General features: G+C 37.7%; 19 protein-coding genes and 1 tRNA gene. 13 read left to right on the top strand and 7 right to left on the bottom strand.

Features of this window, described 5'->3' with window-relative positions; translation table 11 throughout:
- The first annotated feature begins 5 nt into the window (after nt 1-5).
- From ACP3VS_RS22065 to ACP3VS_RS22055, 3 genes are read left to right on the top strand one after another with little or no spacing between them, the layout of a single operon-like run.
- Nucleotides 6-878, top strand: coding sequence for a proline racemase family protein (locus tag ACP3VS_RS22065; RefSeq protein ID WP_207889500.1), 873 nt, complete (start codon nt 6-8; stop codon nt 876-878).
- A 27-nt stretch (nt 879-905) separates the two neighbouring features.
- Complete coding sequence (gene dapA / locus ACP3VS_RS22060) at nt 906-1,808, top strand: 4-hydroxy-tetrahydrodipicolinate synthase (RefSeq protein WP_012291919.1); 903 nt, start codon at nt 906-908, stop codon at nt 1,806-1,808.
- Between the two features lie 19 nt (nt 1,809-1,827).
- The gene (locus ACP3VS_RS22055; protein ID WP_426390009.1) at nt 1,828-3,309 is read left to right on the top strand and encodes an aldehyde dehydrogenase family protein; all 1,482 of its coding nucleotides are present in this window, start codon (nt 1,828-1,830) and stop codon (nt 3,307-3,309) included.
- 69 nt (nt 3,310-3,378) lie between these two features.
- Here ACP3VS_RS22055 and rpoN read toward each other — a convergent pair whose 3' ends face one another.
- Entirely contained in the window at nt 3,379-4,665 is a 1,287-nt protein-coding gene (rpoN, locus tag ACP3VS_RS22050) for an RNA polymerase factor sigma-54 (protein ID WP_012291921.1), read from the bottom strand.
- Between the two features lie 181 nt (nt 4,666-4,846).
- Nucleotides 4,847-5,911 carry a M24 family metallopeptidase gene (locus ACP3VS_RS22045; RefSeq protein WP_325882190.1) on the bottom strand — a complete coding sequence of 355 codons (1,065 nt, stop codon included), beginning with the start codon at nt 5,909-5,911 and terminating at the stop codon, nt 4,847-4,849.
- A gap of 138 nt (nt 5,912-6,049) precedes the next feature.
- On the opposite strand from ACP3VS_RS22045, the gene ACP3VS_RS22040 reads away from it, so the two are divergent.
- Nucleotides 6,050-7,726, top strand: a complete 1,677-nt coding sequence (locus tag ACP3VS_RS22040) for a peptide ABC transporter substrate-binding protein (protein WP_036163914.1) — start codon at nt 6,050-6,052, stop codon at nt 7,724-7,726.
- 40 nt (nt 7,727-7,766) lie between these two features.
- On the opposite strand, the gene ACP3VS_RS22035 is transcribed toward ACP3VS_RS22040, so the two are convergent.
- From ACP3VS_RS22035 to opp3b, 4 genes are read right to left on the bottom strand one after another with little or no spacing between them, the layout of a single operon-like run.
- Nucleotides 7,767-8,132, bottom strand: coding sequence for a DUF3899 domain-containing protein (locus tag ACP3VS_RS22035; RefSeq protein WP_230591226.1), 366 nt, complete (start codon nt 8,130-8,132; stop codon nt 7,767-7,769).
- Nucleotides 8,129-10,120, bottom strand: a complete 1,992-nt coding sequence (locus tag ACP3VS_RS22030) for an ABC transporter ATP-binding protein (protein ID WP_325882191.1) — start codon at nt 10,118-10,120, stop codon at nt 8,129-8,131. Before ACP3VS_RS22030 ends, ACP3VS_RS22035 begins: the two co-directional genes overlap by 4 nt.
- A gap of 13 nt (nt 10,121-10,133) precedes the next feature.
- A complete protein-coding gene (gene opp3C, locus ACP3VS_RS22025) occupies nt 10,134-11,165 on the bottom strand; it encodes an oligopeptide ABC transporter permease (protein ID WP_012291927.1) in 1,032 nt (343 codons plus the stop codon).
- On the bottom strand, nt 11,162-12,091 hold the full coding sequence (opp3b, locus tag ACP3VS_RS22020; protein WP_036163920.1) for an oligopeptide ABC transporter permease: 930 nt from the start codon (nt 12,089-12,091) through the stop codon (nt 11,162-11,164). The genes opp3C and opp3b overlap by 4 nt, the downstream gene beginning before the upstream one ends.
- A 149-nt stretch (nt 12,092-12,240) precedes the next feature.
- Here opp3b and ACP3VS_RS22015 point away from each other — a divergent pair.
- The 6 genes from ACP3VS_RS22015 to tsaD all read left to right on the top strand — a co-directional run bounded on the left by ACP3VS_RS22015 (nt 12,241) and on the right by tsaD (nt 16,015).
- Nucleotides 12,241-12,316, top strand: a tRNA-Asp gene (locus tag ACP3VS_RS22015).
- A gap of 471 nt (nt 12,317-12,787) precedes the next feature.
- The gene (locus ACP3VS_RS22010; protein WP_426390006.1) at nt 12,788-13,126 is read left to right on the top strand and encodes a hypothetical protein; all 339 of its coding nucleotides are present in this window, start codon (nt 12,788-12,790) and stop codon (nt 13,124-13,126) included.
- Between the two features lie 274 nt (nt 13,127-13,400).
- Nucleotides 13,401-13,850 carry a tRNA (adenosine(37)-N6)-threonylcarbamoyltransferase complex ATPase subunit type 1 TsaE gene (gene tsaE / locus ACP3VS_RS22005; protein WP_012291930.1) on the top strand — a complete coding sequence of 150 codons (450 nt, stop codon included), beginning with the start codon at nt 13,401-13,403 and terminating at the stop codon, nt 13,848-13,850.
- On the top strand, nt 13,847-14,554 hold the full coding sequence (tsaB, locus tag ACP3VS_RS22000) for a tRNA (adenosine(37)-N6)-threonylcarbamoyltransferase complex dimerization subunit type 1 TsaB (protein WP_031416319.1): 708 nt from the start codon (nt 13,847-13,849) through the stop codon (nt 14,552-14,554). The genes tsaE and tsaB overlap by 4 nt, the downstream gene beginning before the upstream one ends.
- Nucleotides 14,547-14,999: a ribosomal protein S18-alanine N-acetyltransferase gene (gene rimI / locus ACP3VS_RS21995; RefSeq protein WP_031416320.1), complete on the top strand. Its 453-nt coding sequence runs from the start codon at nt 14,547-14,549 to the stop codon at nt 14,997-14,999. The genes tsaB and rimI overlap by 8 nt, the downstream gene beginning before the upstream one ends.
- Nucleotides 14,999-16,015: a tRNA (adenosine(37)-N6)-threonylcarbamoyltransferase complex transferase subunit TsaD gene (tsaD, locus tag ACP3VS_RS21990; RefSeq protein WP_012291933.1), complete on the top strand. Its 1,017-nt coding sequence runs from the start codon at nt 14,999-15,001 to the stop codon at nt 16,013-16,015. Before rimI ends, tsaD begins: the two co-directional genes overlap by 1 nt.
- A gap of 438 nt (nt 16,016-16,453) precedes the next feature.
- Here tsaD and abc-f read toward each other — a convergent pair whose 3' ends face one another.
- Complete coding sequence (gene abc-f, locus ACP3VS_RS21985) at nt 16,454-18,397, bottom strand: ribosomal protection-like ABC-F family protein (RefSeq protein ID WP_036160378.1); 1,944 nt, start codon at nt 18,395-18,397, stop codon at nt 16,454-16,456.
- A 253-nt stretch (nt 18,398-18,650) separates the two neighbouring features.
- Between abc-f and ACP3VS_RS21980 the strand changes: the two genes are divergently transcribed.
- The 3 genes from ACP3VS_RS21980 to tatC all read left to right on the top strand — a co-directional run bounded on the left by ACP3VS_RS21980 (nt 18,651) and on the right by tatC (nt 20,479).
- Complete coding sequence (locus tag ACP3VS_RS21980; RefSeq protein ID WP_012291935.1) at nt 18,651-19,286, top strand: redox-sensing transcriptional repressor Rex; 636 nt, start codon at nt 18,651-18,653, stop codon at nt 19,284-19,286.
- 165 nt (nt 19,287-19,451) lie between these two features.
- On the top strand, nt 19,452-19,637 hold the full coding sequence (locus ACP3VS_RS21975) for a twin-arginine translocase TatA/TatE family subunit (RefSeq protein ID WP_010857065.1): 186 nt from the start codon (nt 19,452-19,454) through the stop codon (nt 19,635-19,637).
- A 17-nt stretch (nt 19,638-19,654) separates the two neighbouring features.
- Nucleotides 19,655-20,479: a twin-arginine translocase subunit TatC gene (tatC, locus tag ACP3VS_RS21970; protein WP_012291937.1), complete on the top strand. Its 825-nt coding sequence runs from the start codon at nt 19,655-19,657 to the stop codon at nt 20,477-20,479.
- Nucleotides 20,480-20,505: the final 26 nt, after the last annotated feature.

The following is a 20,505-nucleotide window of genomic DNA, read 5'->3' as shown; positions in this document are numbered from 1 at the left end:
TAAACATGAATTTTCATAAGTCTTTTCAAACGATAGATACACAAGTAGTGGGAGAAGCCTTTCGCATTATTGTGCAATCTCCAATCATGCTGATGCATGAAGATATTTTGGAAGCGGATCATCAGTTAAATACACAATTTGAAGATACAAAACAATTGCTGTTGAATGAGCCGAGAGGACATCGTGGAATGAATGGCTGTCTTGTTTTACCATCCGCTATTGCTTCCTATCGATTATTATTTTTCCAGCATGCAGCTTCTACAAATTTTAAGTATGAAGCACTTGTAGCCACAATGACTGCATTGATTGAACAAGGAACAATAGAACTCTCAAAAAATAATACTTACTCTATTGAAACAGTCAAAGGTGTCTATGAAGCCTATGTCAAGCTTTCTGAAAAGAGAGATGCAGTATTATCAGTTCATTTAATATTGAAGCCAGCACAATTAGAAGGTGAGCAAGTCATTATCGATAATGAGCGACGATACATTGTTGTAGAAAAACCACAGCAATTTAAAGCAATTGTTTTAGAAGAATTAGCAGAAATCAGTACATGGGGATTACTAGAAAGTGAGAAATATAGGACGGCAGATGGGGTCATTATGTATGAACAATTAAATAGCTCTGTCAGGTCCGTTACCTTTGAGCGAGATGGCTATATATTACGTTCACCTGGTGTAGACAGTATATTGGCATTAATAGCAGTTTTAGGGGAAGAGGCTGTCAGAAAAAATGACAGTATTTTTGGTAGTAGCATTGAAATTATACAAAAACATGAAGCTGGCTACGAAGTTGCATTAACAGCTTATATCACAGGAATCCATCAATTTGTAGTGGACCGTGAAGATCCTTTGCATCATGGATTTATCATTGTGTAATAAAAGAGTTTAGAGGAGGAAGAAAAGATGAAAAAACTTGAAGGTGTATTTCCTGTATTAGTAACGCCGATGAAAAATCAAACAGACATTGATTGGGACGGTTACCGACAAAATATTGAACATTTTATTGAAGCTGGGGTCACAGGTATTGCTATTAATGGTAGTACGGGTGAATTTGTAAGTTTAACTAAAGAAGAACGGTTTAAAGCAGTAGAAGTAGCTGTAGATCAAATTAAAGGGCGAATGACATTGATTGTTGGGACAGCAGCTGAAACAACTGCAGAGGCAATCATCTATACACAGCAGGCAGAACAGGCTGGTGCAGATGCAGCATTATTAATTAATTCCTATTACGCACATCCAAAAGATGAGGAAATATATGTTCATTTTAAATCAGTAGCCGAATCTGTAAAATTTCCCATCATGATCTATAATAACCCGTTTACTTCGGGGGTAGATATTGGCTTAGAAACGATTTTAAAAGTAGGTAGAGATGTTCCAAATATTACACATATTAAAGAATCGAGCGGCAGTATTGGTAAAGCGCGTGATATCGTACGTCAAGGTCAAAATGATATAGAAGTATTTTGTGGCTCTGAGGACTTAGCTATCGAATCACTTTTAGTTGGGGCTGTTGGGTGGATTTCTGTATCTGGAAATATTGTGCCAGAGCTTGTCACAAAATTATATAGTCAAGTAAAAGAGGGGAACTTAGAGGCAGCTTGGGCAATTTACGATCGTTTATTACCTTTATGTGCATTTTTAGAGGGATCGGGTAAATATGTACAAATTACCAAACGTGCAATGGAATTAAAAGGGTGGGCAGGGGGACCCTGTCGTCTACCACGACTCCCACTAACAGAGGAAGAAGATGCACAACTAAAAGCAATTATGACAAATTTAGACGTACTGGCAATCGAACATTATTAATGGAAAAGGGGGAAGACCGATGGAGGCAGTGTTGACATTAAAGCCACAAATAAAGGAATTTCTGCAGTCTACAATTGGCTTATATATCGATGGTAAATATGTGCAAGCTCAATCAGGTAAAACATTAAATGTTTTAAATCCTGCTAATGAAGAGGTCATTGCCGTAGTAAGTGAAGCACAGGCAGAAGATATCGATCTAGCCGTGCATGCTGCTCAACAAGCTTTTGAAGGTCAATGGTCAATGATGGAGGCAGCTGAACGCTCACGAATTATTTATAAATTGGCAGATTTACTAGAAGAGCATCGTGAAGAGCTGGCACAGCTAGAATCATTAGACAATGGAAAACCATATAAAGCTGCTCTTGCAGATGATGTGGATGGCACAGTTCAACATTTCCGTTATTATGCAGGCTGGGCAACAAAAATTACAGGACAGACTGTACAAGTGTCAAAGGATTACTTAAATTACATTGTACATGAGCCCGTTGGAGTTGTAGGTCAAATTATTCCTTGGAATTTTCCTCTTGCAATGGCGGCATGGAAGCTAGGGGCAGCGTTAGCTGTAGGATGTACGGTTGTCATCAAACCAGCAGCTGAAACGCCATTGTCGTTATTATATGTTGGCCAGTTAATGAAACAAGCTGGTTTTCCAGATGGTGTAGTAAATATTGTTCCAGGTACGGGAGAGGCGGGTGAAGCGATAGTTACACATAAAGGTGTAGCAAAAGTAGCCTTCACTGGGTCAACAAAGACGGGAATACACGTGATGAAAAAGGCTGCCGATGATGTGAAAAGTATAACATTAGAGCTTGGAGGAAAATCGCCTGCTATTGTGTTACCAGATGCAGATGTCGAGGAAGCGATCGAAGGAACTTTTGCTGGTACGATGTACAATCATGGACAAAACTGTAGTGCATGTACGCGGGTATTTGTGCATAGTAGTCTATACAATCTATTTATTGAACGACTCGCGGAAAAGGCTAAAGCATTAAAGATAGGGTCAGGTTTAGACCCAGAAACAGATATGGGTCCATTAGTGTCACAAAAGCAATTAAATACAGTTCTTGATTATATCGAAAAAGGAAAAGAGGAGGGTGCTCGTATAGTAGCAGGTGGCGATCGAGCACTGGAAAAGGGATATTTTGTCCAACCAACTATCTTTGCTGATGTACAGGACACGATGATCATTGCTCAAGAAGAGATTTTCGGACCAGTGATGTCCATTCTGTCGTTTGAAACAGTAGATGAGGTAATCGTACGTGCTAAAAATAGTAAGTATGGACTTGCTGCAAGCATTTGGACTGAAAATGTAAAAAAGGCACATTATATAGCTAGTAAACTACAAGCTGGGACCGTATGGATTAATGATTTCGGTTTAGAATGGGAAACGATGCCATTTGGTGGTTACAAACAGTCAGGAATTGGTCGCGAAATGGGCGGTGAATATGGTTTGTCCAATTACACTGAGGTGAAAAGTGTATTTGTTAATATGAAGCAATAATTAGTGAGTATGCATTAAATTTGTATAGAAGTAAAAGGAGCTAACTTCAATAGATAGCTCCTTTTCACGTTATTTAAAAGGTATTATTTTACGTCTTGCCGAGGAGGGGATACTCATGTCCTCGCGATATTTAGCTATGGTACGTCGAGATATTTCAATACCTAAAGCAGAGTTAAAATATTCAGCTATTTTTTGATCAGAGAAGGGCTTTGCCTTATTTTCTGATTTGATATAGTCTGATAGCAAAGATTTTACCTTTATTTGTGACACACTATGACCATTTGCTGTCGACAATTTAGAGCTGAATAATTCTTTTAATTCAAATGTACCAAAAGCAGTTTGTACATACTTATTTGTTGTAATGCGACTAACCGTCGATTCATGAACATCTATTTGGTCAGCAATTTCACGCAACGTAAGTGGTTGTATGGCGTCAAGGCCATCAAGAAAGAACTTTCTTTGTTTTTCAATAAGGGCCTTCATAATGTTGATCATTGTATTTCGACGTTGTTCTATGCTGTTCACTAGCCAGTGGTAGTCAGCTAAGTGTTTTTTAAAATAACTCTTTTCTGAGGAATGAGCTTTTATATAAGGAAAGTAGTCAGCATGAATACTAACCTTTGGTAAATAATAATCGTTCAACGAAAAGGTAATCCCACCGTCCACAATATCAACAATAATATCTGGTATTGTTGTATGTACCAATTCCTGATAAAACAATGAGCTTAGCTTTGGCTGTAGTGATTGTATAAAAAGATAGATGATTTGTAAGTCATTTAGGGATATATCCAGCTCTTTTGATATTTTTTTCCAATTATTATGAGCGAGCTCTTCTAGATAATTAGAAATAATGGTATCGGCATGAGCAGGGCTGTTAGGACCATAAATAGTTTGTAATAGTAAACACTCTTTTAAATTGCGTGCACCGATTCCTAGAGGACCAATCGTTTGTAATAAATGAATGCCCTTTTCTATTTCTAGGTCATTATAAGAAGATTGTATGGATTGCTCATAATACCCATTGTCATCTAAATGGTAAATAATATGTTTTAAGAGCTGAATGTCCTTTTCATTATCAAAAGTTAGCCTGACCTGCTGAAACAGCTCATCACGGATATTTTTTTCACATTTTGTAGAAAGATGCCAATTGTTATAGTGTCTGCCACACGTTTTGGAAATCTGTAGATGCTCTTTAAATGTTGGTTCACTTAGCTCGATTAAAGGATTAACGAGTTCTTGTTCACGTATATATTGTTCTAGCTCCTGAGTTGAATATTGGAGTAGCTCAATTGCCTGACGAAGTTGGGCAGACATAACTATTTGTAATTCTTGTGTTTGTTTAATAGAAAGTTGCATACAAAAAACCTCGATTCTCTATCAATCTATCTAACTAACTTAGAAAAATATAGTGACAAGAAACTTTGACATGTGCAACAAAATGAATCATGAGCTTTCAATAAAAAGCTCAAAATGTTGAAATAAAAGGTTTTAAAAAGTGTAAAAAAAGTAAACATCTTATAGTTAAAGTGTAAATAAATTATAAGACAATGAGTTCTTTTGGTGAATGTGTGATTACTTCAACACCATCTTTTGTAATGATGACATCATCTTCTATTCGAACACCTCCAACTTGTGGGAGGTAAATGCCAGGCTCCACGGTAAGTACCATATTCTCCTCTAAAACGTCTTCACAAACTGTCGACATAAATATATCCTCGTGAATATCTAGGCCAATGCCATGACCTGCTCCGTGTCCATAATTGTCCCCGTAGCCTTTAGCTGTAATGTAGTCTCGTGTATAGCTATCTGCATTTTGCCCCGTAATACCAGCCTTCATATTAGAAAGAGCATGTTGTAAGGAGTCGTAAACAATTTGATAAATCTCCTTTAATTGTTCAGGAGGCTCGCCGACTGCAATAGTTCTTGTCATGTCAGAACGATAGCCTTGATAATAAGCGCCAAAATCAAGTGTTAGCATGTCACCTTGCTCAATAACTTTTGAAGATGCCACACCATGCGGTAGAGCAGAGCGGTGGCCTGAAGCAACAATCATATCAAATGCTGCACCAGTTGCCCCGTTCTTACGCATATGAGATTCCAATTCATTGGCAATTTCAATTTCTGATAAACCCGGTTTAATGAATGTCAGAATATGCTTAAATGCCTCATCTGAAATCCAAGCTGCTTTCTTAATGATTTCAATTTCCTCTGGTGTCTTAATCATACGCAAATTTTCCACAATAGTAGATAAAGGCTTTAAAGTTGCTGTTAATTTATTAGCCATTAATTGATAAGTGTAGTAAGTTACGTGATGCTGTTCAAAGCCAACAGATTGAATAGATTCCTGATCTAAAATTTCCTGAATCATTTCATATAAACGATTGCGATCTATCTCATGAACCTCAAATGTTTTACTTTGCTCAGTTGCTTGCTGAGTATAGCGGAAGTCCACCAATAAAAGTGCACGTGTGTTAGTCACTATAACCGTTCCTGCACTTCCTGTAAATCCTGTTAAATAACGTCGGTTTTGTGCATTTGTAATAATAATTGCGCTCGTACCTTGTGCTTGTAGAGCATTTCTTAATTGTTCTAATTTTGACATGTTGTTATTCTCCCTTCTTTCATGAAATTATAATGCAAAATCCGTGCCAATTTTTAAAAAATTAGAATCGGCATGGAAATTGCATAGATTTTTATAGTGCGATTTCTTTCGTGCAATAAAAATAAAGGGGTTTTGAGGATGGCTAAAAAAACAAAATGGCTCTTCGTATTGTTAGGATTAATGCTCGTTATATTGGTAGGGTGCTACGGAAAACCAACTTCTGGAAATCCTGCTAAAAGTAATGAATCAGACAATGCAACTGCTGATGGGGACGACAATATTGCTACACAGGAGCTTCATTTAGTGGCAACAGGAGATTTAACGACGATGAGCTCTTTGGGGAGTGTAGATGCACTTGCTGTAACAGCAATGAACTCTGTATTTGAGGGATTATATCGTATAGGTCCTGAAAATACACCCATCCCAGGAATGGCGGAGTCACATGAAGTTTCGGAAGATGGTACAGTATATACATTTAAAATACGGAAAGATGCTGTTTGGAGTAATGGGTCTCCAGTGACGGCATATGATTTTGAGTATGCGTGGAAAAGAGCAATAAATCCCGAAACTCAAGCAATTTATTCATACTTAATGTTAGATATAAAAAATGCTGCCAATGTGCAAACAGAAGAGGATCCCCTTTATGGGAAGGTGGAGGAAATAGGTATTAAAGCTTTAAATGATGATACATTAGAAGTGCAGCTAAATGCGCCCATCCCATACTTTATTAGCTTAACGACGTATGCCCCGTTTTTCCCATTAAATAAAGAATTTACAGAGTCCCAAGGTGATCAATATGCGCTAGAAGCGGATAATATGATCTATAATGGGCCTTTCATGATGGAATCTTGGCAACATGGTCAAGGATGGACATTCGTTAAAAATGAAAGTTATTGGGATAAGGACACTGTAAAGCTTACTAAAATTACGCAAAAAATTGTTAAAGATACAGCAACGGCTGTCAATCTCTATGAGGCTGGTGAAATAGATACTGCCGAGTTATCTAGTGAGTATGTGGCTCAATATAAAGATAGTCCAGAGTATTCTACGTTTTTAAAGCCAAATACGTATTTTATTCGTATGAATCATGAGAATAAATATTTATCTAATCTAAACATTCGTAAAGCCATTGATATGGCATGGGACAAACAAGGCTTCGCTGATGTGATATTGCAGGATGGTTCCATCCCTGCTTACTATTTAGTACCACAGGGATTATCAACAGATGACAAGGGGAATGATTTCCGTGATGGCAACGGCGATATGAATAAAACAGATATCGAGCTAGCAAAGGAAGCGTGGGCTACTGGATTAAAGGAACTTGGTGTAGACCAAGTAAAGCTGGAGTTTTTAACATATGACCGTGCAGAGTCTAAGAAAGCAGCTGAATTTATTAAAAATCAACTGGAGACGAATTTAGAGGGCTTAGAGCTAACAATTAATATGCAGCCGAATAAGCAAAAGCTTGCATTAGAGGGGGCTGTTGATTTTGATTTAGATTATGGTGGTTGGGGTCCTGACTATCAAGATCCTATGACTTACATTGAATTATTTGAGTCAACTGCTTATTATAATCAATCAAACTACAAAAATGAAAAAGTGGATGCATTCATTAAACAAGCGAAAACTACCTCTGATGTTACAGAGCGTTGGGAACTTATGCAGCAAGCCGAAAAATTAATGATGGAAGATGTAGCATTTGCCCCAACCTTCCAAAAGGGGTTAAGCCGTTTGACAAAACCATATGTAAAAAATTTATATGAGCATCCATTCTCAGCTGACATAAGCTATAAATGGGTAGAAATTGTAAAATAAAAAATGCTGTCCTCTTCTTTCAGAGGACAGCATTTTTTATTTATAGATAGAAAACTATAGATAAAATCGCTGTCGTAGAGCAGCCAATTATACCTGCTAATAAAAGCGGATAAGTAAAGTTGCAGGAGGGAGCATGAACAAATTCTAAATCACCATCTAATTCAAAGGCATAGACACCATTTTTAGTAACACGTGCAAAAAAACGTTTGAAGCTATAGGTGATACCATTAAAAAGCCCACCTTGCACAACAACCAATGAAGCACCTATAATTGTAGAGGTAAGTGATACAAGAAAAATATTGTTAATCAATGTTAAAAAAGTGATTGGTTGATGGAGGAACAAAATAAAGCTAAGGGAAACTATGATCATACAGCTAGCAAGTAAGAGGAAGGTCTTTTTTTTCAAAGTAATATACCTCCTTCTTGGGCAGAACGATAGTGGATAAGCTCCTCTTCTGTCAGCATAACAAAGTGACCAGGGCGTATCTCAACAAAGCTTTCACTTTCAGTATTTCGATTAGCTTGATAGGTAACTTCATTAAAAATAATGCGTTTGCGGTCTCGCTCTAGCTTAGGATCTGGTAATGGAATGGCTGATAATAATGACTTCGTATAAGGGTGTACTGGATAATCATAGAGTTCTTGACTGTTCGCTAACTCAACGATTTTTCCTTGATACATCACACCAATACGATCACTAATATATTTCACCATTGATAAGTCGTGTGCAATAAAAAGATAGGTCAATCCGCGTTCCTTTTGTAACTGTTTCAGCAGATTCACTATTTGTGCCTGAATGGAAACGTCCAATGCAGAAATAGGCTCGTCTGCAATGATGAGCTCAGGCTCTACAGCAAGGGCGCGTGCAATACCAATACGCTGACGCTGCCCACCACTAAGTTCATGAGGATAACGGTTTGCATACTCTTTTGTTAAGCCCACTATGTTTAATAACTCATATATTTTAGGCTTCCATTCACTTTTAGGCACTTCATGGATGGCCAATCCTTCTGCTATAATATCCATTATTTTCATACGCGGATTAAGAGAAGAATAGGGATCTTGAAAAATCATTTGCACCTTGCTATTGAAGGTAAGCTTGTCTTTTTTTGTTTGATTGTCATTGATATTACGACCATCAACAAGAATTTCCCCGCTCGTAATCGAATGGAGCCCAATAATGGAACGTCCAGTTGTAGATTTACCACAACCTGATTCTCCTACGAGGCCAAAAATTTCCCCTTTATAAATATCGAAAGTAATGCCATCTACAGCTTTATTAACTGAGTTTTTCCCTAAAGAGAAATGCTGCTTGACCTCTTTTAATGATAGATATGGATGTTCTTTATCTAAAATAGCTGATGCATTACGCTTCTCTTGCTGTACTTGAGCAAGGTGCTGATGAACCGGTACTATTTTAGGTGCGTGTTTATGCAATAACCAAGTTGCTGCGAAATGGGTGTCGCTGACCTGGAACATAGGTGGCTCCTCTATAAAGTCAATTTTTAGTGCATGTTTATTACGAGCTGCAAAGGCATCACCAGTAGGAGGATGAAGTAGGTTTGGTGGTGTCCCAGGAATAGCATACAATGAATTTGTACCCATATCAGGATTAGGCATGGCTGCCAGCAGTCCTTGTGTATAAGGATGTTGACAATGATAAAAAATTTCATCAACTAAGCCAATCTCAATGATTTTTCCAGCATACATCACGGCCACACGATTAGCCATTTTGGCGACAACACCTAAATCGTGGGTAATAAAGATAATGGATAAATTCATGTTTTGTTGTATATTTTTTAATAATTCTAAAATTTGTGCTTGGATCGAAACATCTAGTGCTGTGGTAGGCTCATCAGCAATAATAATACGTGGTTCACAAGCAAGGGCCATAGCAATGACGATTCGTTGGCGCATTCCTCCAGAAAATTGGTGTGGATACTGTTTATATCGTTTATCAGCTTCTTTAATACCAACGAGTTGCAATAGTTCTATAACACGGTTTGTTATTTGTTTGCCACGTAACGTCGTATGTTTTTTTATACTTTCTGCGATTTGGTGACCAATTGTCATCGTAGGGTTTAAAGCGGTCATTGGATCTTGAAAAATCATAGCTATTTCAGCTCCGCGTATTGCTCGAATTTCCTGCTCACTGGAAGATAAAATATCATGTCCGTTATAAAAAATATGGCCGCTTTTCACCATTGTTGACTCAGTTGGATTGAGACGAAGAAGGCTTTTCGAAGTCACTGATTTTCCTGAGCCAGACTCGCCAACAATAGCTAAGATTTCGCCCTCAAATAAATCAAATGAAATATTGCGTACGGCTTGTACCTCACCATTGTACGTGTTGAAGGAAACACTTAAATTTTTTACTTCTAATATTTTCTTCATTTAGAGCACCTTCCTATTTACGAGTTTTGGGATCGAATGCATCACGCAGTCCATCACCGAGTAAATTAAAGCTAATCATAATTAAGCTAATGACAATAGATGAAATAATCATGCCATGTGGATAAATTCTTAATAATTTATATGAATCGTTGACAATTGTCCCCAAAGAAGCAGTTGGAGGCTGTAGCCCTAGGCCAATGAAGCTTAATAGGGCTTCCGTGAAAATAGCACCTGGTATTGTAAATGTAGTCGCAACAATAATTGGCCCAAGCGTATTGGGAATTAAATGCTTCCATATGAGACGTTGGTTACTAGCACCAAGTGTTCGTGAAGCAAGCACATATTCATAAGATTTTAGCTTCAATATTTGTGCTCGAACAATTCGAGCCATACTAATCCAACCCACAATTACCATTGCAATCGTAATCGAAATAATTCCAGGCTTTAAAATAAGAATCAGCAGTATGTTCACAATTAATCCAGGTATACCGACCAACACTTCAATAATACGTTGCATAATATTATCTGCTCGACCACCATAAAATGCTGAAACAGCCCCATAAGCAACGCCTATAATTAGATCAATGGTTGCTGCTAAAAAAGCAATATAAAGAGAAATTCTTGTTCCTTCCCAGATACGTGTCCAAAGATCTCGCCCTAATTCATCTGTACCGAACCAAAAATATTCCCCAATACCTTTCGCTTCATATTGGTCTATGCCTCGGCTATCGACGCCATTCAAGCCTAAGAAGGAAATATTCTCAAGGATAGGGATTTTTGGCGGTAAATTAGTGCGTGCGATATTTTGTTCATCATAGCCATGGCTATTCATAAAAGGGCCGAAAATGGCAAGTAATAGAACAACAATAATAGTACATAGCCCAATAATAGCTGCTTTATTTTTTCGCAAACCCCGCCAGGCATCCTGCCAAAATGATTGCTCAGGACGATAGGTGAAATCATCCGTAATATCAGTTTCCGGTGCATATTCAAATAATTCCTTTGGATGGCTTTTAGTTGTACTATCTGTCAGTTTACTAGTCATGTATTATCGCCTCCTGTCACACGAATTCGGGGGTCAATCAATCCGTATAAAATATCGATAATTAAAACGACGGTTACAAATAACACCGCATAAAAAATAGTCGTTCCCATAATGAGCTGATAATCATTCGTTATAATTGAATTAACAAATTGCTCACCTAAACCTGGAATACTGAATATCTTTTCAATGACAAGTGAACCAGTAATAGTGTTAACGGTTAAAGGACCAATAATAGTCACGATTGGGATCATGGCATTTCGAATACCATGCTTTGTAATGATAATTGGCTTTGATAATCCTTTAGCTTTTGAGGTTAAGATATATTCTTGACTAAGGACTTCAAGCATTTCCATGCGCGTAAAACGAGCAATTGTTGCAACTACTCCAACTGCTAATGCAATTGTTGGTAAAATGGAATATTCAAAGCCATTCCAAAAGGCAATGGGTAACCAGCCCAATTTAACGCCAACCCAATACTGTAAAAAACCTGCAAAGACAAATGATGGAATGGATATACCTAGTACAGCTAATATTGTGGCACTATAGTCAATAATTGTGTTGTGTCTTAGAGCAGCGATAATGCCTAATAGAAGCCCAATAATTGTGCCTACTATTATGGCTTGAAAGCCCAAAATCGCCGATGCACCAATACGTTCTTTAATAATCTTAGTTACTGGACGGTTATCAAAGACAAAAGAAACTCCTAAATCCCCCTGTACAAGATTCGTTAAATAAATTCCGAATTGCACAGGAACGGGCTTGTCTAATCCATATTTTTTGTAAAGAAGCTCTTTTTGTGTCTCTGGAAGGCGTTCATCATTAAATGGTGAACCTGGCAAAGCTTTCATTAATAAAAATGACAGTAGGATAATAATAAAAAGCGTAATAATCATATATCCAATTCGTGTAAATATGTACCGAACCATGGCACCAACCTCCTACTAAAAAGTGTGTTAAAACTATTAAATTATTTGCAAGATTGATGCCAATTGTAAGGAAATAAGAGAAGAAAAAATATGAAAATATATATTGCATATCATTTTTTTATATGATATATTTATAAATGTCTTAAAGAGGTCCCGTGGTGTAGCGGTTAACATGCCTGCCTGTCACGCAGGAGATCGCCGGTTCGATCCCGGTCGGGACCGCCATTTATACTTGATATGATCGCTCTTATGTACTGTTACAGTCATAAGGGCTTTTTTGTATATAAGGAGGATTTTCTTTCTGCTTAGCTTTTTAATCATAAAATCTTTTCAAGCATTTGTTGTATGTATAAACGTAACACTCTATGAAGACCCAATGCACAGGGTGGAAACATAGAGGTTAAAAGCTTTACATTTGGTGAAGCCTTTATGACCAACCTCCCATTGATTTTAATGAAATAACATCTATTGCCCTAAATAACCCCACTACGTTCGCTTAAAAAACGCTCAATTTCAATGAATTTAGTTGAATTACTGCAGTAAGTCTAACGAATTGCATATATTTAACATTATCTAAAAATAGTAAAAATTACCGATAAATGATGATGATTTTATAAGGTAAAATGAGTTATGTTTCTAAAATAAAAACTAAGGGTAAAAATTAGAGGTAATTGGATTGACTACGGAGGTGTTTACATGAGCAAAGATCTATTTTCAAAATATTTTTATTTACCTTTGCTTATTGGTTCCATGTTAATGATGGTAGGCTGTGGAGATCCTATTATAGAGATTGAAGAAGCAAATACGTATCACTGGCAAAAAAATATGAACGAAGTAGAATTTGAGAAATTAAAAAATGATATGTCATATATTGAGGTAGTAGAGACAGCAGGTGGTGCAGGTAAAAAGGTGAAAAATAATGAATATCGTTGGAATGATGAAACCTTGTTGACTCAGGCTTATATAGTGAAATTTAAGGATGATAAATTAATTGCTAAAGAGATCGTAGCTGTAAAAGGCCATTCTAATCGATAGTTGTAAAAGAAGACATATTTGACTGTAGGCAGAAGCCATTGAGAAGGTTCACTCTCGATGGCTTTTTCTTCTTATCACATTCATTAAATGGATGCCCATGAGGATACTGATGCGACAATGAAAAATGGAATAATAATAGCTCCTTGAATCTAATCGTTTAATTGTTCACATATTTTTGGATTTTCAAAGCAAGTATAATGAGTATTGGATGCTTTGAACATTTTCGCTAGTTTAGGTAAACTAGAGGTAATGTAGTGATGAGAGGAAAAAGAATATGTATGAAATAATCATGAATTCACTTGATGATACAGAACGTTTTGCCAGCAAACTTGCAAATAAATTAGAAGCTCAGGATACGATTACATTAGAAGGTGATCTAGGTGCGGGGAAGACGACATTTACGAAAGCCTTGGCGAAGGAGCTAGGGGTCAAACGAACAGTCAACAGTCCAACATTTACGATTATTAAGCAGTATGAGGGAAGATTACCGTTTAATCATTTAGATGTATATAGGTTAGCAGAAAGTGATGAAGACCTTGGGTGGGACGAGCTTTTTTATGGAGATGCGGTATCAGTGGTCGAGTGGGCGCATTTAATAGAACAGGATTTGCCACAGGATCGCCTAGCGATAGAGATTTACCGAATCGGAGAAAATGAACGACGCTTTGTGTTAATACCTCGAGGAGAACGCTATGAGGCACTATGTGAGGAGCTAATGAAATGATTTGGTTAGGAATAGAAACAGCAAATACACCACTTTCCATTGCAGTTATAAAGGACGGCAAAATAGTGGCCGAGATGGTACAAAATATAAAATTAACGCATTCTGCAGGTGCGATGCCAGCGATTGAAGAAATTCTAGCACGCATAGATGTAAAACCGAATGATCTGGATGCGATTGCAGTATCTGAAGGACCAGGTTCTTATACGGGTGTCCGTATAGGGGTGACATTAGCAAAAACATTAGCATGGACATTACAGAAACCTTTAGTGGGCGTATCTAGTTTAAAAGCATTGGCTGCCAACGCTGCCCTTTATAACGGGTTGGTTTGTCCAATTTTTGATGCTAGAAGACGCAATGTCTATACGGCAGTTTATCAAGGTGAAACTTTAGAGGCACTTGTGGAGGATCATCATGCACATATTGATGATGTATTAGTGCGTTTAAAGGCATTAGAGCAACCTATTCTATTTGTAGGAACAGATGTTGATATATTTTGGGAGAATATTGTGCAGATGCTTGGTGATTATGCAGTACGTGCACCATTTAGTATTGATTTGCCACGTGCGACGGAAGTCATTCATATAGCGACGAAAATGGAGTTACCGAGTGTCGAAGCTACCCATCACTTCGTTCCACAATATAAACGGATTGCCGAGGCTGAGGCAAACTGGCTGAAAGAACAGAAGGAGAAGGAACATGACTAGGAATGTAACTTATCGAAAAATGGTTTCGGACGATGTGCCAGCAGTTTATGAAATTGAATTGGCTTCATTTCCAGTGCCATGGACGTTAGATTCCTTTTACTACGAAGTGCATGAAAATCAGTATGCGCATTATGTGCTGGCTATAGATGAAAATGGTAGTATTATTGGTTTTTGTGGAATGTGGATGGTCATAGATGCAGCTCAAATAACAAATGTAGCGGTAATTGAGCAGGCTCGTGGCAGAGGGATAGGCGAAGGATTGATGCGTGAGGCGATGCATATAGCGCGTTTACATGGAATGGAGGTTATGACGCTTGAGGTACGTGTGACAAATACGGTTGCACAAAATCTCTATCGCAAGCTTCATTTCCAAGATGGTGGTATACGGAAAGGCTATTATACTGATAACGGGGAGGATGCCCTTGTCATGTGGGTGAATTTATAATGAATAATGGGTTGATATTAGCAATAGAATCGAGCTGTGATGAAACAGCTGCAGCAATTATTCGAAATGGTCATGAAATTGTTTCGAATGTTGTTGCGTCACAAATAGAAAGCCACAAACGATTTGGTGGAGTTGTTCCTGAAATCGCTTCACGTCATCATGTTGAACAAATTACAGTGGTTATTGAGGAAGCTTTAGCACAAGCGAATATAAAGCCAGCCGATTTGGATGCTGTTGCCGTTACGGAGGGTCCAGGTTTAGTCGGTGCGCTGCTAATTGGCATAAATGCGGCTAAGGCGTTTGCTTTTGCCAATAATTTACCGATTATTGGTGTACATCATATTGCAGGTCATATTTATGCGAATGCTCTAGTCCAACCAATGGAGTTTCCTTTATTGGCACTTGTTGTATCAGGTGGGCATACGGAGCTTGTTTATATGAAGGAACATGGCTCCTTTGAGGTTATTGGTGAAACAAGAGATGATGCAGCAGGTGAGGCATATGATAAAGTGGCACGAGTTTTAAATTTACCTTATCCAGGTGGCCCACGCATTGATCAGCTCGCTCATGAGGGAGAAGAGGCTGTACCTTTTCCAAGAGTATGGTTAGAGGAGGGGTCTTATGATTTTAGCTTTAGTGGCTTAAAATCAGCGGTCATCAATTATAAACACAATATGGATCAACGTGGCGAAGCCATTTCACCAGCAGGCGTTGCAAAGGGCTTCCAGGAAAGCGTTGTCGAAGTACTAACAGCGAAAACATTGCGTGCTGCTCGCGAATATCAGGTGAAGCAGGTCATCGCAGCTGGCGGTGTAGCAGCCAATAAAGGCTTACGTGCTTCATTAGAGGCAGTGTTCACTGAGGAAGGGATTCCGTTTTTTGTACCACCACTCAAATTATGTACGGATAATGCGGCAATGATTGGAGCAGTTGCCATGCCAATGTATGAAGCGGGTATCCGAGGAAACTTAACGATGAATGGTCGTCCAGGAATGGAGTTAAAATCCTGGGTGTAGTAGTAAGGGAAGGAGGTATCTTATGGAAGATATCTCTTTTTTTATTTGTCGAAAATTTGTTGATAAAAAATGAATGTAATGAAGGAATTCGTAAAATAGTACACTTTAATTGACAAATTTTTCAGAAAATTATCCACAGGTAATGGAGCGAACTAAATACCGAACACGCGTACTTATGCACAAATTGTTGATAACTTGTGCATAACTTGTGATTATTCAATATATAGTAGCATGTTTTACACGGGATGATGTGGATAAAATAATTTTAAATTGTGGACAGTGTGGAAAACTCTGTTGATATGTTGGTATTACTAGATTTATGGTGTGAATAAAACTGTGGGCATTTTTTGTCGAAAAATAGCACTTGACCAATATATATGAAAAATGAAGGAGAGTAAAGAAAAAAGCCATGTGACAATGCACACGGCTTAAATCAAATTACATATTTATATGTTCTAATTCTTCATTTAACTCTAGCCACTCTAATTCTAAAAGCTCATGCTTCTCCTTTGCAGTAGCCAATTCGCCTTGCAGTTGGGCAATTTTTTCATGATCTGTAAAAATTGCAGGATCACAAAGAGCTTCCTCTAGCCTATCAATGATAGTCGTCGTTTCTTGCATCTTGCCTTCTAGTTCTTCGATAGCACGTCTTATTTGTCGTTCACGTTTTTTTGCCTCTTTATCAATTTTGGAGGTTGAGGTCTTATCAGGTAGAGCCTGCTGTAGTTGCGGTTGGGAAGCACTCTTCATTTGTGCTAGCTCAAACAGCTCCTGTTTTTTCTCTACATAATAATCATAGTCCCCTAAATATTCGAACGACCCAGTTCCAGACAACTCCACCACTTTGGTAGCGATACGATTAATGAAGTAGCGGTCATGAGAGACAAATAGAAGCGTTCCAGGATAATCGATCAAAGCATTTTCAAGAACCTCCTTACTATCTAAATCTAGATGGTTGGTAGGCTCGTCGAGAATTAAAAAATTGGCCTTTTGCATCATTAATTTTGAAAGTGCAAGGCGTGCTTTTTCACCACCTGATAAAGAAGAGACCACTTTATCGACATCTTCTCCACTAAATAGGAAGCGTCCCAATACAGTACGTATATCTTTTTCATTCATAAGCGGCCATTCATCCCATAGCTCTTTTAAGACACTTTTATTGCTCGAAAGCTTTGCTTGCTCTTGATCATAATAGCCAATTTGCACATTCGTACCATAACGGATATCACCTGCAAGAGGCGTTAAATCTTTTACAATCGTTTTTAATAATGTCGATTTACCAACCCCGTTTGGTCCAACAAGAGCAATTCGATCCTCGCGAAAAGTACGTAGCTTAATACCACTAGATATACGCTGATCGCCATAGCCGATTGTTAAATCATCAACGGATAAAACATCATTACCACTTTGACGTTCAATCGTAAAACCAAAACTAGCGGATTTTTCATCACCATCTGGCGATTCCATCCATTCTGTTCGTTCAAGCATTTTTCGTCGACTTTGTGCCATTTTTGTTGTAGAGGCACGTGCAATATTCTTTTGGATAAAATCTTCTAGCTTGGCCTTTTCATCTTGCTGACGCTCAAAAAGTTTGACATCACGTTCATAGTTTTTAGCTTTTACATCTAAATAAGCACTGTAGTTACCTGTATATTTTGTGACACGATGGCGTGATACTTCGTAGACAATAGAAACAACTTGGTCTAAGAAGTAGCGGTCATGGGAAACAATTAAAATAGCGCCTTCATAGCTCTTTAAATAAGATTCTAACCAAGATAATGTTTCAATATCTAAATGGTTCGTAGGCTCATCGAGAATTAGAAGATCTGGTTTACTAAGTAAGAGCTTAGCTAGTGCTAAGCGTGTGCGTTGGCCACCAGAAAGGGAGCTAATGGGTTTATCGTAGTCTTCCGGATAGAATTGCATTCCATGAAGCACTGATCGCATGTCCGATTCATATTGATAGCCGCCAGCATCCTTAAAAGTATGCTGTAGTTGATCATATTCTGACATAACTTTCGCATACAAAGTAGGATTTTCATAAACAGTAGAATCTGCCATTTGCTGTTCGAGCGAGCGGAGCGTTTGTTCTTGGGCTAAAAGGGGTTCGAAAATGGTCATCATTTCATCCCAAATAGTTAACGTAGAATTTAATCCGGCATGTTGCTCTAAATAGCCAACCTGGATGCCCTTTGGAATAATGATATCCCCTGAGTCATAGGACATTTGCCCAGCGATTATTTTTAATAAAGTCGATTTACCTGCACCGTTTCGCCCTACTAAGGCAACACGATCACGGTGTTGAACTTCTAATTTCACACCACTCAAAATTTCATCTGCAAGAAAGGATTTAGTTAGTTGATTGACCTGTAAAACAATCATTCTTGACACCTCAATTCTACCTTAGTGTAATGGATGAACGATTTGCATGCAATGTCGGTGCTTTACTTATTCCAAGCAGTCATGTAAGATTGAAACGATTTCTTTTTAGTTAGCTGCGTACATAGCGCCATTAACTAAAGAGAAATACGCTAGTGGATTGCAATAATGTTGTATATAGTTAAGGATAAATGTATTAAAATTAGTAGTTAAATACAGTAAAATTGATTGAGGTTCAACATAAGGAGGAGAAAGTTTGAAACAAGAATTAAAAATTCCACAAGCCACTACAAAAAGACTTCCTCTTTACTATCGATTTATTCAAAACTTTGCACAAGAAGGTATGGAACGTATTTCGTCGAAGGAACTGAGTGAAGCGATGAAAATAGATTCTGCAACCATTCGCCGTGACTTTTCTTATTTTGGTGCACTTGGAAAGAAAGGCTATGGCTACGATGTACAGCATCTATTACAGTTTTTTAGCCAGACGCTTGATCAGCATGAAACAACAAAAGTAGCGTTAATTGGCGTGGGGAATTTAGGCAGTGCATTATTAAAATATAATTTTCAAAAAAACCACAACACACATATTGTTGTAGCATTTGATTCGAAAGCTCCGAAGGATGGCAAAATGATTAGTAACATTCCTGTTTTTCATCCTGATTTGCTAGAAGAAAAGTATGCAGAATACGGGGCAGAGCTAGCAATTTTGACAGTATCACCACGCTCTGCACAAAAAATGGCAGATCGCTTAGCGGCTATGAATGCAAAGGGAATTTTAAATTTTACGCCCGAGCGATTGACTGTGCCAGATAGCATGCAGCTCTTAACCATTGATTTATCGGTAGAATTGCAAGCGCTTATTTATTTAATTCGTAATCAGGAAGTGTGAAAATTTTACATATTTTAAAGTGGAGTTCACCGTTTCTGTCAAATAGTAATTTTAAACAAAACGCGGTAATATCAGTGAGAGTGACGAAAAACTTTCACATATAATTAGTTAGCAAAATGGCGAAATATGCGTTAAAATGATGGATATAAAGAGGAGGTGGCTGTAATGGGTGGTATTGGTCCTATGAGCCTCATTATTATCGGAATTGTCGCGTTACTAATTTTTGGTCCTAAAAAGTTACCAGAGCTTGGTAAAGCATTTGGTTCAACACTACGTGAATTCAAAAATGCTACTAAAGGTTTAGCCGACGAAGATGATGATGACAAGAAAAAGAAAGAACTAGATAAGTAAGTTAGGATGTTTGAGGAATGAATCCAAAAGATCTAACTGTCATTGAGCATATAGAAGAATTAAGAAAACGGCTGTTCATTGTTGCCGTTTTCTTTGTTCTCGCTATGGCTGGCGCCTTTTTTGTCGCAAAGCCACTTGTTAAATATCTTCAAACTACAGGAGCAAAATATAATATCGAGCTCCATGCATTTGACGTAGTAACACCACTAGCCATTTATATTCAAGTTGTTTTTTTAATTGCATTTATTCTTTCATCGCCAGTTTTAATGTATCAATTGTGGTCGTTTATTAGTCCAGGGTTAAGGGAAGTAGAGCGAAGAGCAACCTTAAGCTATATACCATATTCTTTTTTATTGTTTATCGCAGGGTTATCATTTTCATACTTTTTACTATTCCCGTATGTCATCAAATTCATGATGAATTTATCAAATGATTTAGATATTCAGCAAACAATTGGTATACATGAGTATTTTACATTTTTATTTAAACTCACAATACCATTCGGTTTTCTATTCCAATTACCTATTGTAGTATTATTCTTTTCACGGATTGGAATATTAAGTCCAGATCTATTAATTCGTATTCGTAAATATTCATATTTTGGTTTATTTGTATGTGCTGCTCTCATTGCGCCGCCTGAATTGGCGTCTCACTTAATGGTATCAGTACCACTGTTTATCCTGTATGAAATTAGTATTATGATATCTCGGGTTGGTTATAGAAAATATCTAAAATCAGAGGAAATTCGATTAAAAGAAGAGCAGGAAGCTGAACAAAAGCGCCAGATTGAAGAGGCATTGGAACAGCAACGACGACAAATAGAAGAATTGAATAATCAGTAATAGTTAAAGCTCGGTGGCCTCATGAA

Source organism: Lysinibacillus sp. VIII_CA (genome assembly GCF_049943995.1).
GTDB classification, from domain to species: Bacteria; Bacillota; Bacilli; order Bacillales_A; family Planococcaceae; genus Lysinibacillus; species Lysinibacillus pinottii.
This window is presented reverse-complemented; position numbering and strand designations above follow the sequence as displayed.

Coding starts and splice junctions, on each gene's coding strand:
- rpoN (WP_012291921.1), bottom strand. CDS start 4,665: ATGCAACTTTCTATTAAACAAACACAAGAATTACAAATAGTTATGTCT.
- tsaB (WP_031416319.1), top strand. CDS start 13,847: ATGATTTGGTTAGGAATAGAAACAGCAAATACACCACTTTCCATTGCA.
- opp3b (WP_036163920.1), bottom strand. CDS start 12,091: ATGGTTCGGTACATATTTACACGAATTGGATATATGATTATTACGCTT.
- ACP3VS_RS22010 (WP_426390006.1), top strand. CDS start 12,788: ATGAGCAAAGATCTATTTTCAAAATATTTTTATTTACCTTTGCTTATT.
- ACP3VS_RS22030 (WP_325882191.1), bottom strand. CDS start 10,120: ATGAAGAAAATATTAGAAGTAAAAAATTTAAGTGTTTCCTTCAACACG.
- dapA (WP_012291919.1), top strand. CDS start 906: ATGAAAAAACTTGAAGGTGTATTTCCTGTATTAGTAACGCCGATGAAA.
- ACP3VS_RS22045 (WP_325882190.1), bottom strand. CDS start 5,911: ATGTCAAAATTAGAACAATTAAGAAATGCTCTACAAGCACAAGGTACG.
- ACP3VS_RS22040 (WP_036163914.1), top strand. CDS start 6,050: ATGGCTAAAAAAACAAAATGGCTCTTCGTATTGTTAGGATTAATGCTC.
- ACP3VS_RS21975 (WP_010857065.1), top strand. CDS start 19,452: ATGGGTGGTATTGGTCCTATGAGCCTCATTATTATCGGAATTGTCGCG.
- rimI (WP_031416320.1), top strand. CDS start 14,547: ATGACTAGGAATGTAACTTATCGAAAAATGGTTTCGGACGATGTGCCA.
- ACP3VS_RS22055 (WP_426390009.1), top strand. CDS start 1,828: ATGGAGGCAGTGTTGACATTAAAGCCACAAATAAAGGAATTTCTGCAG.
- tsaD (WP_012291933.1), top strand. CDS start 14,999: ATGAATAATGGGTTGATATTAGCAATAGAATCGAGCTGTGATGAAACA.
- abc-f (WP_036160378.1), bottom strand. CDS start 18,397: ATGATTGTTTTACAGGTCAATCAACTAACTAAATCCTTTCTTGCAGAT.
- tsaE (WP_012291930.1), top strand. CDS start 13,401: ATGTATGAAATAATCATGAATTCACTTGATGATACAGAACGTTTTGCC.
- ACP3VS_RS22065 (WP_207889500.1), top strand. CDS start 6: ATGAATTTTCATAAGTCTTTTCAAACGATAGATACACAAGTAGTGGGA.
- tatC (WP_012291937.1), top strand. CDS start 19,655: ATGAATCCAAAAGATCTAACTGTCATTGAGCATATAGAAGAATTAAGA.
- opp3C (WP_012291927.1), bottom strand. CDS start 11,165: ATGACTAGTAAACTGACAGATAGTACAACTAAAAGCCATCCAAAGGAA.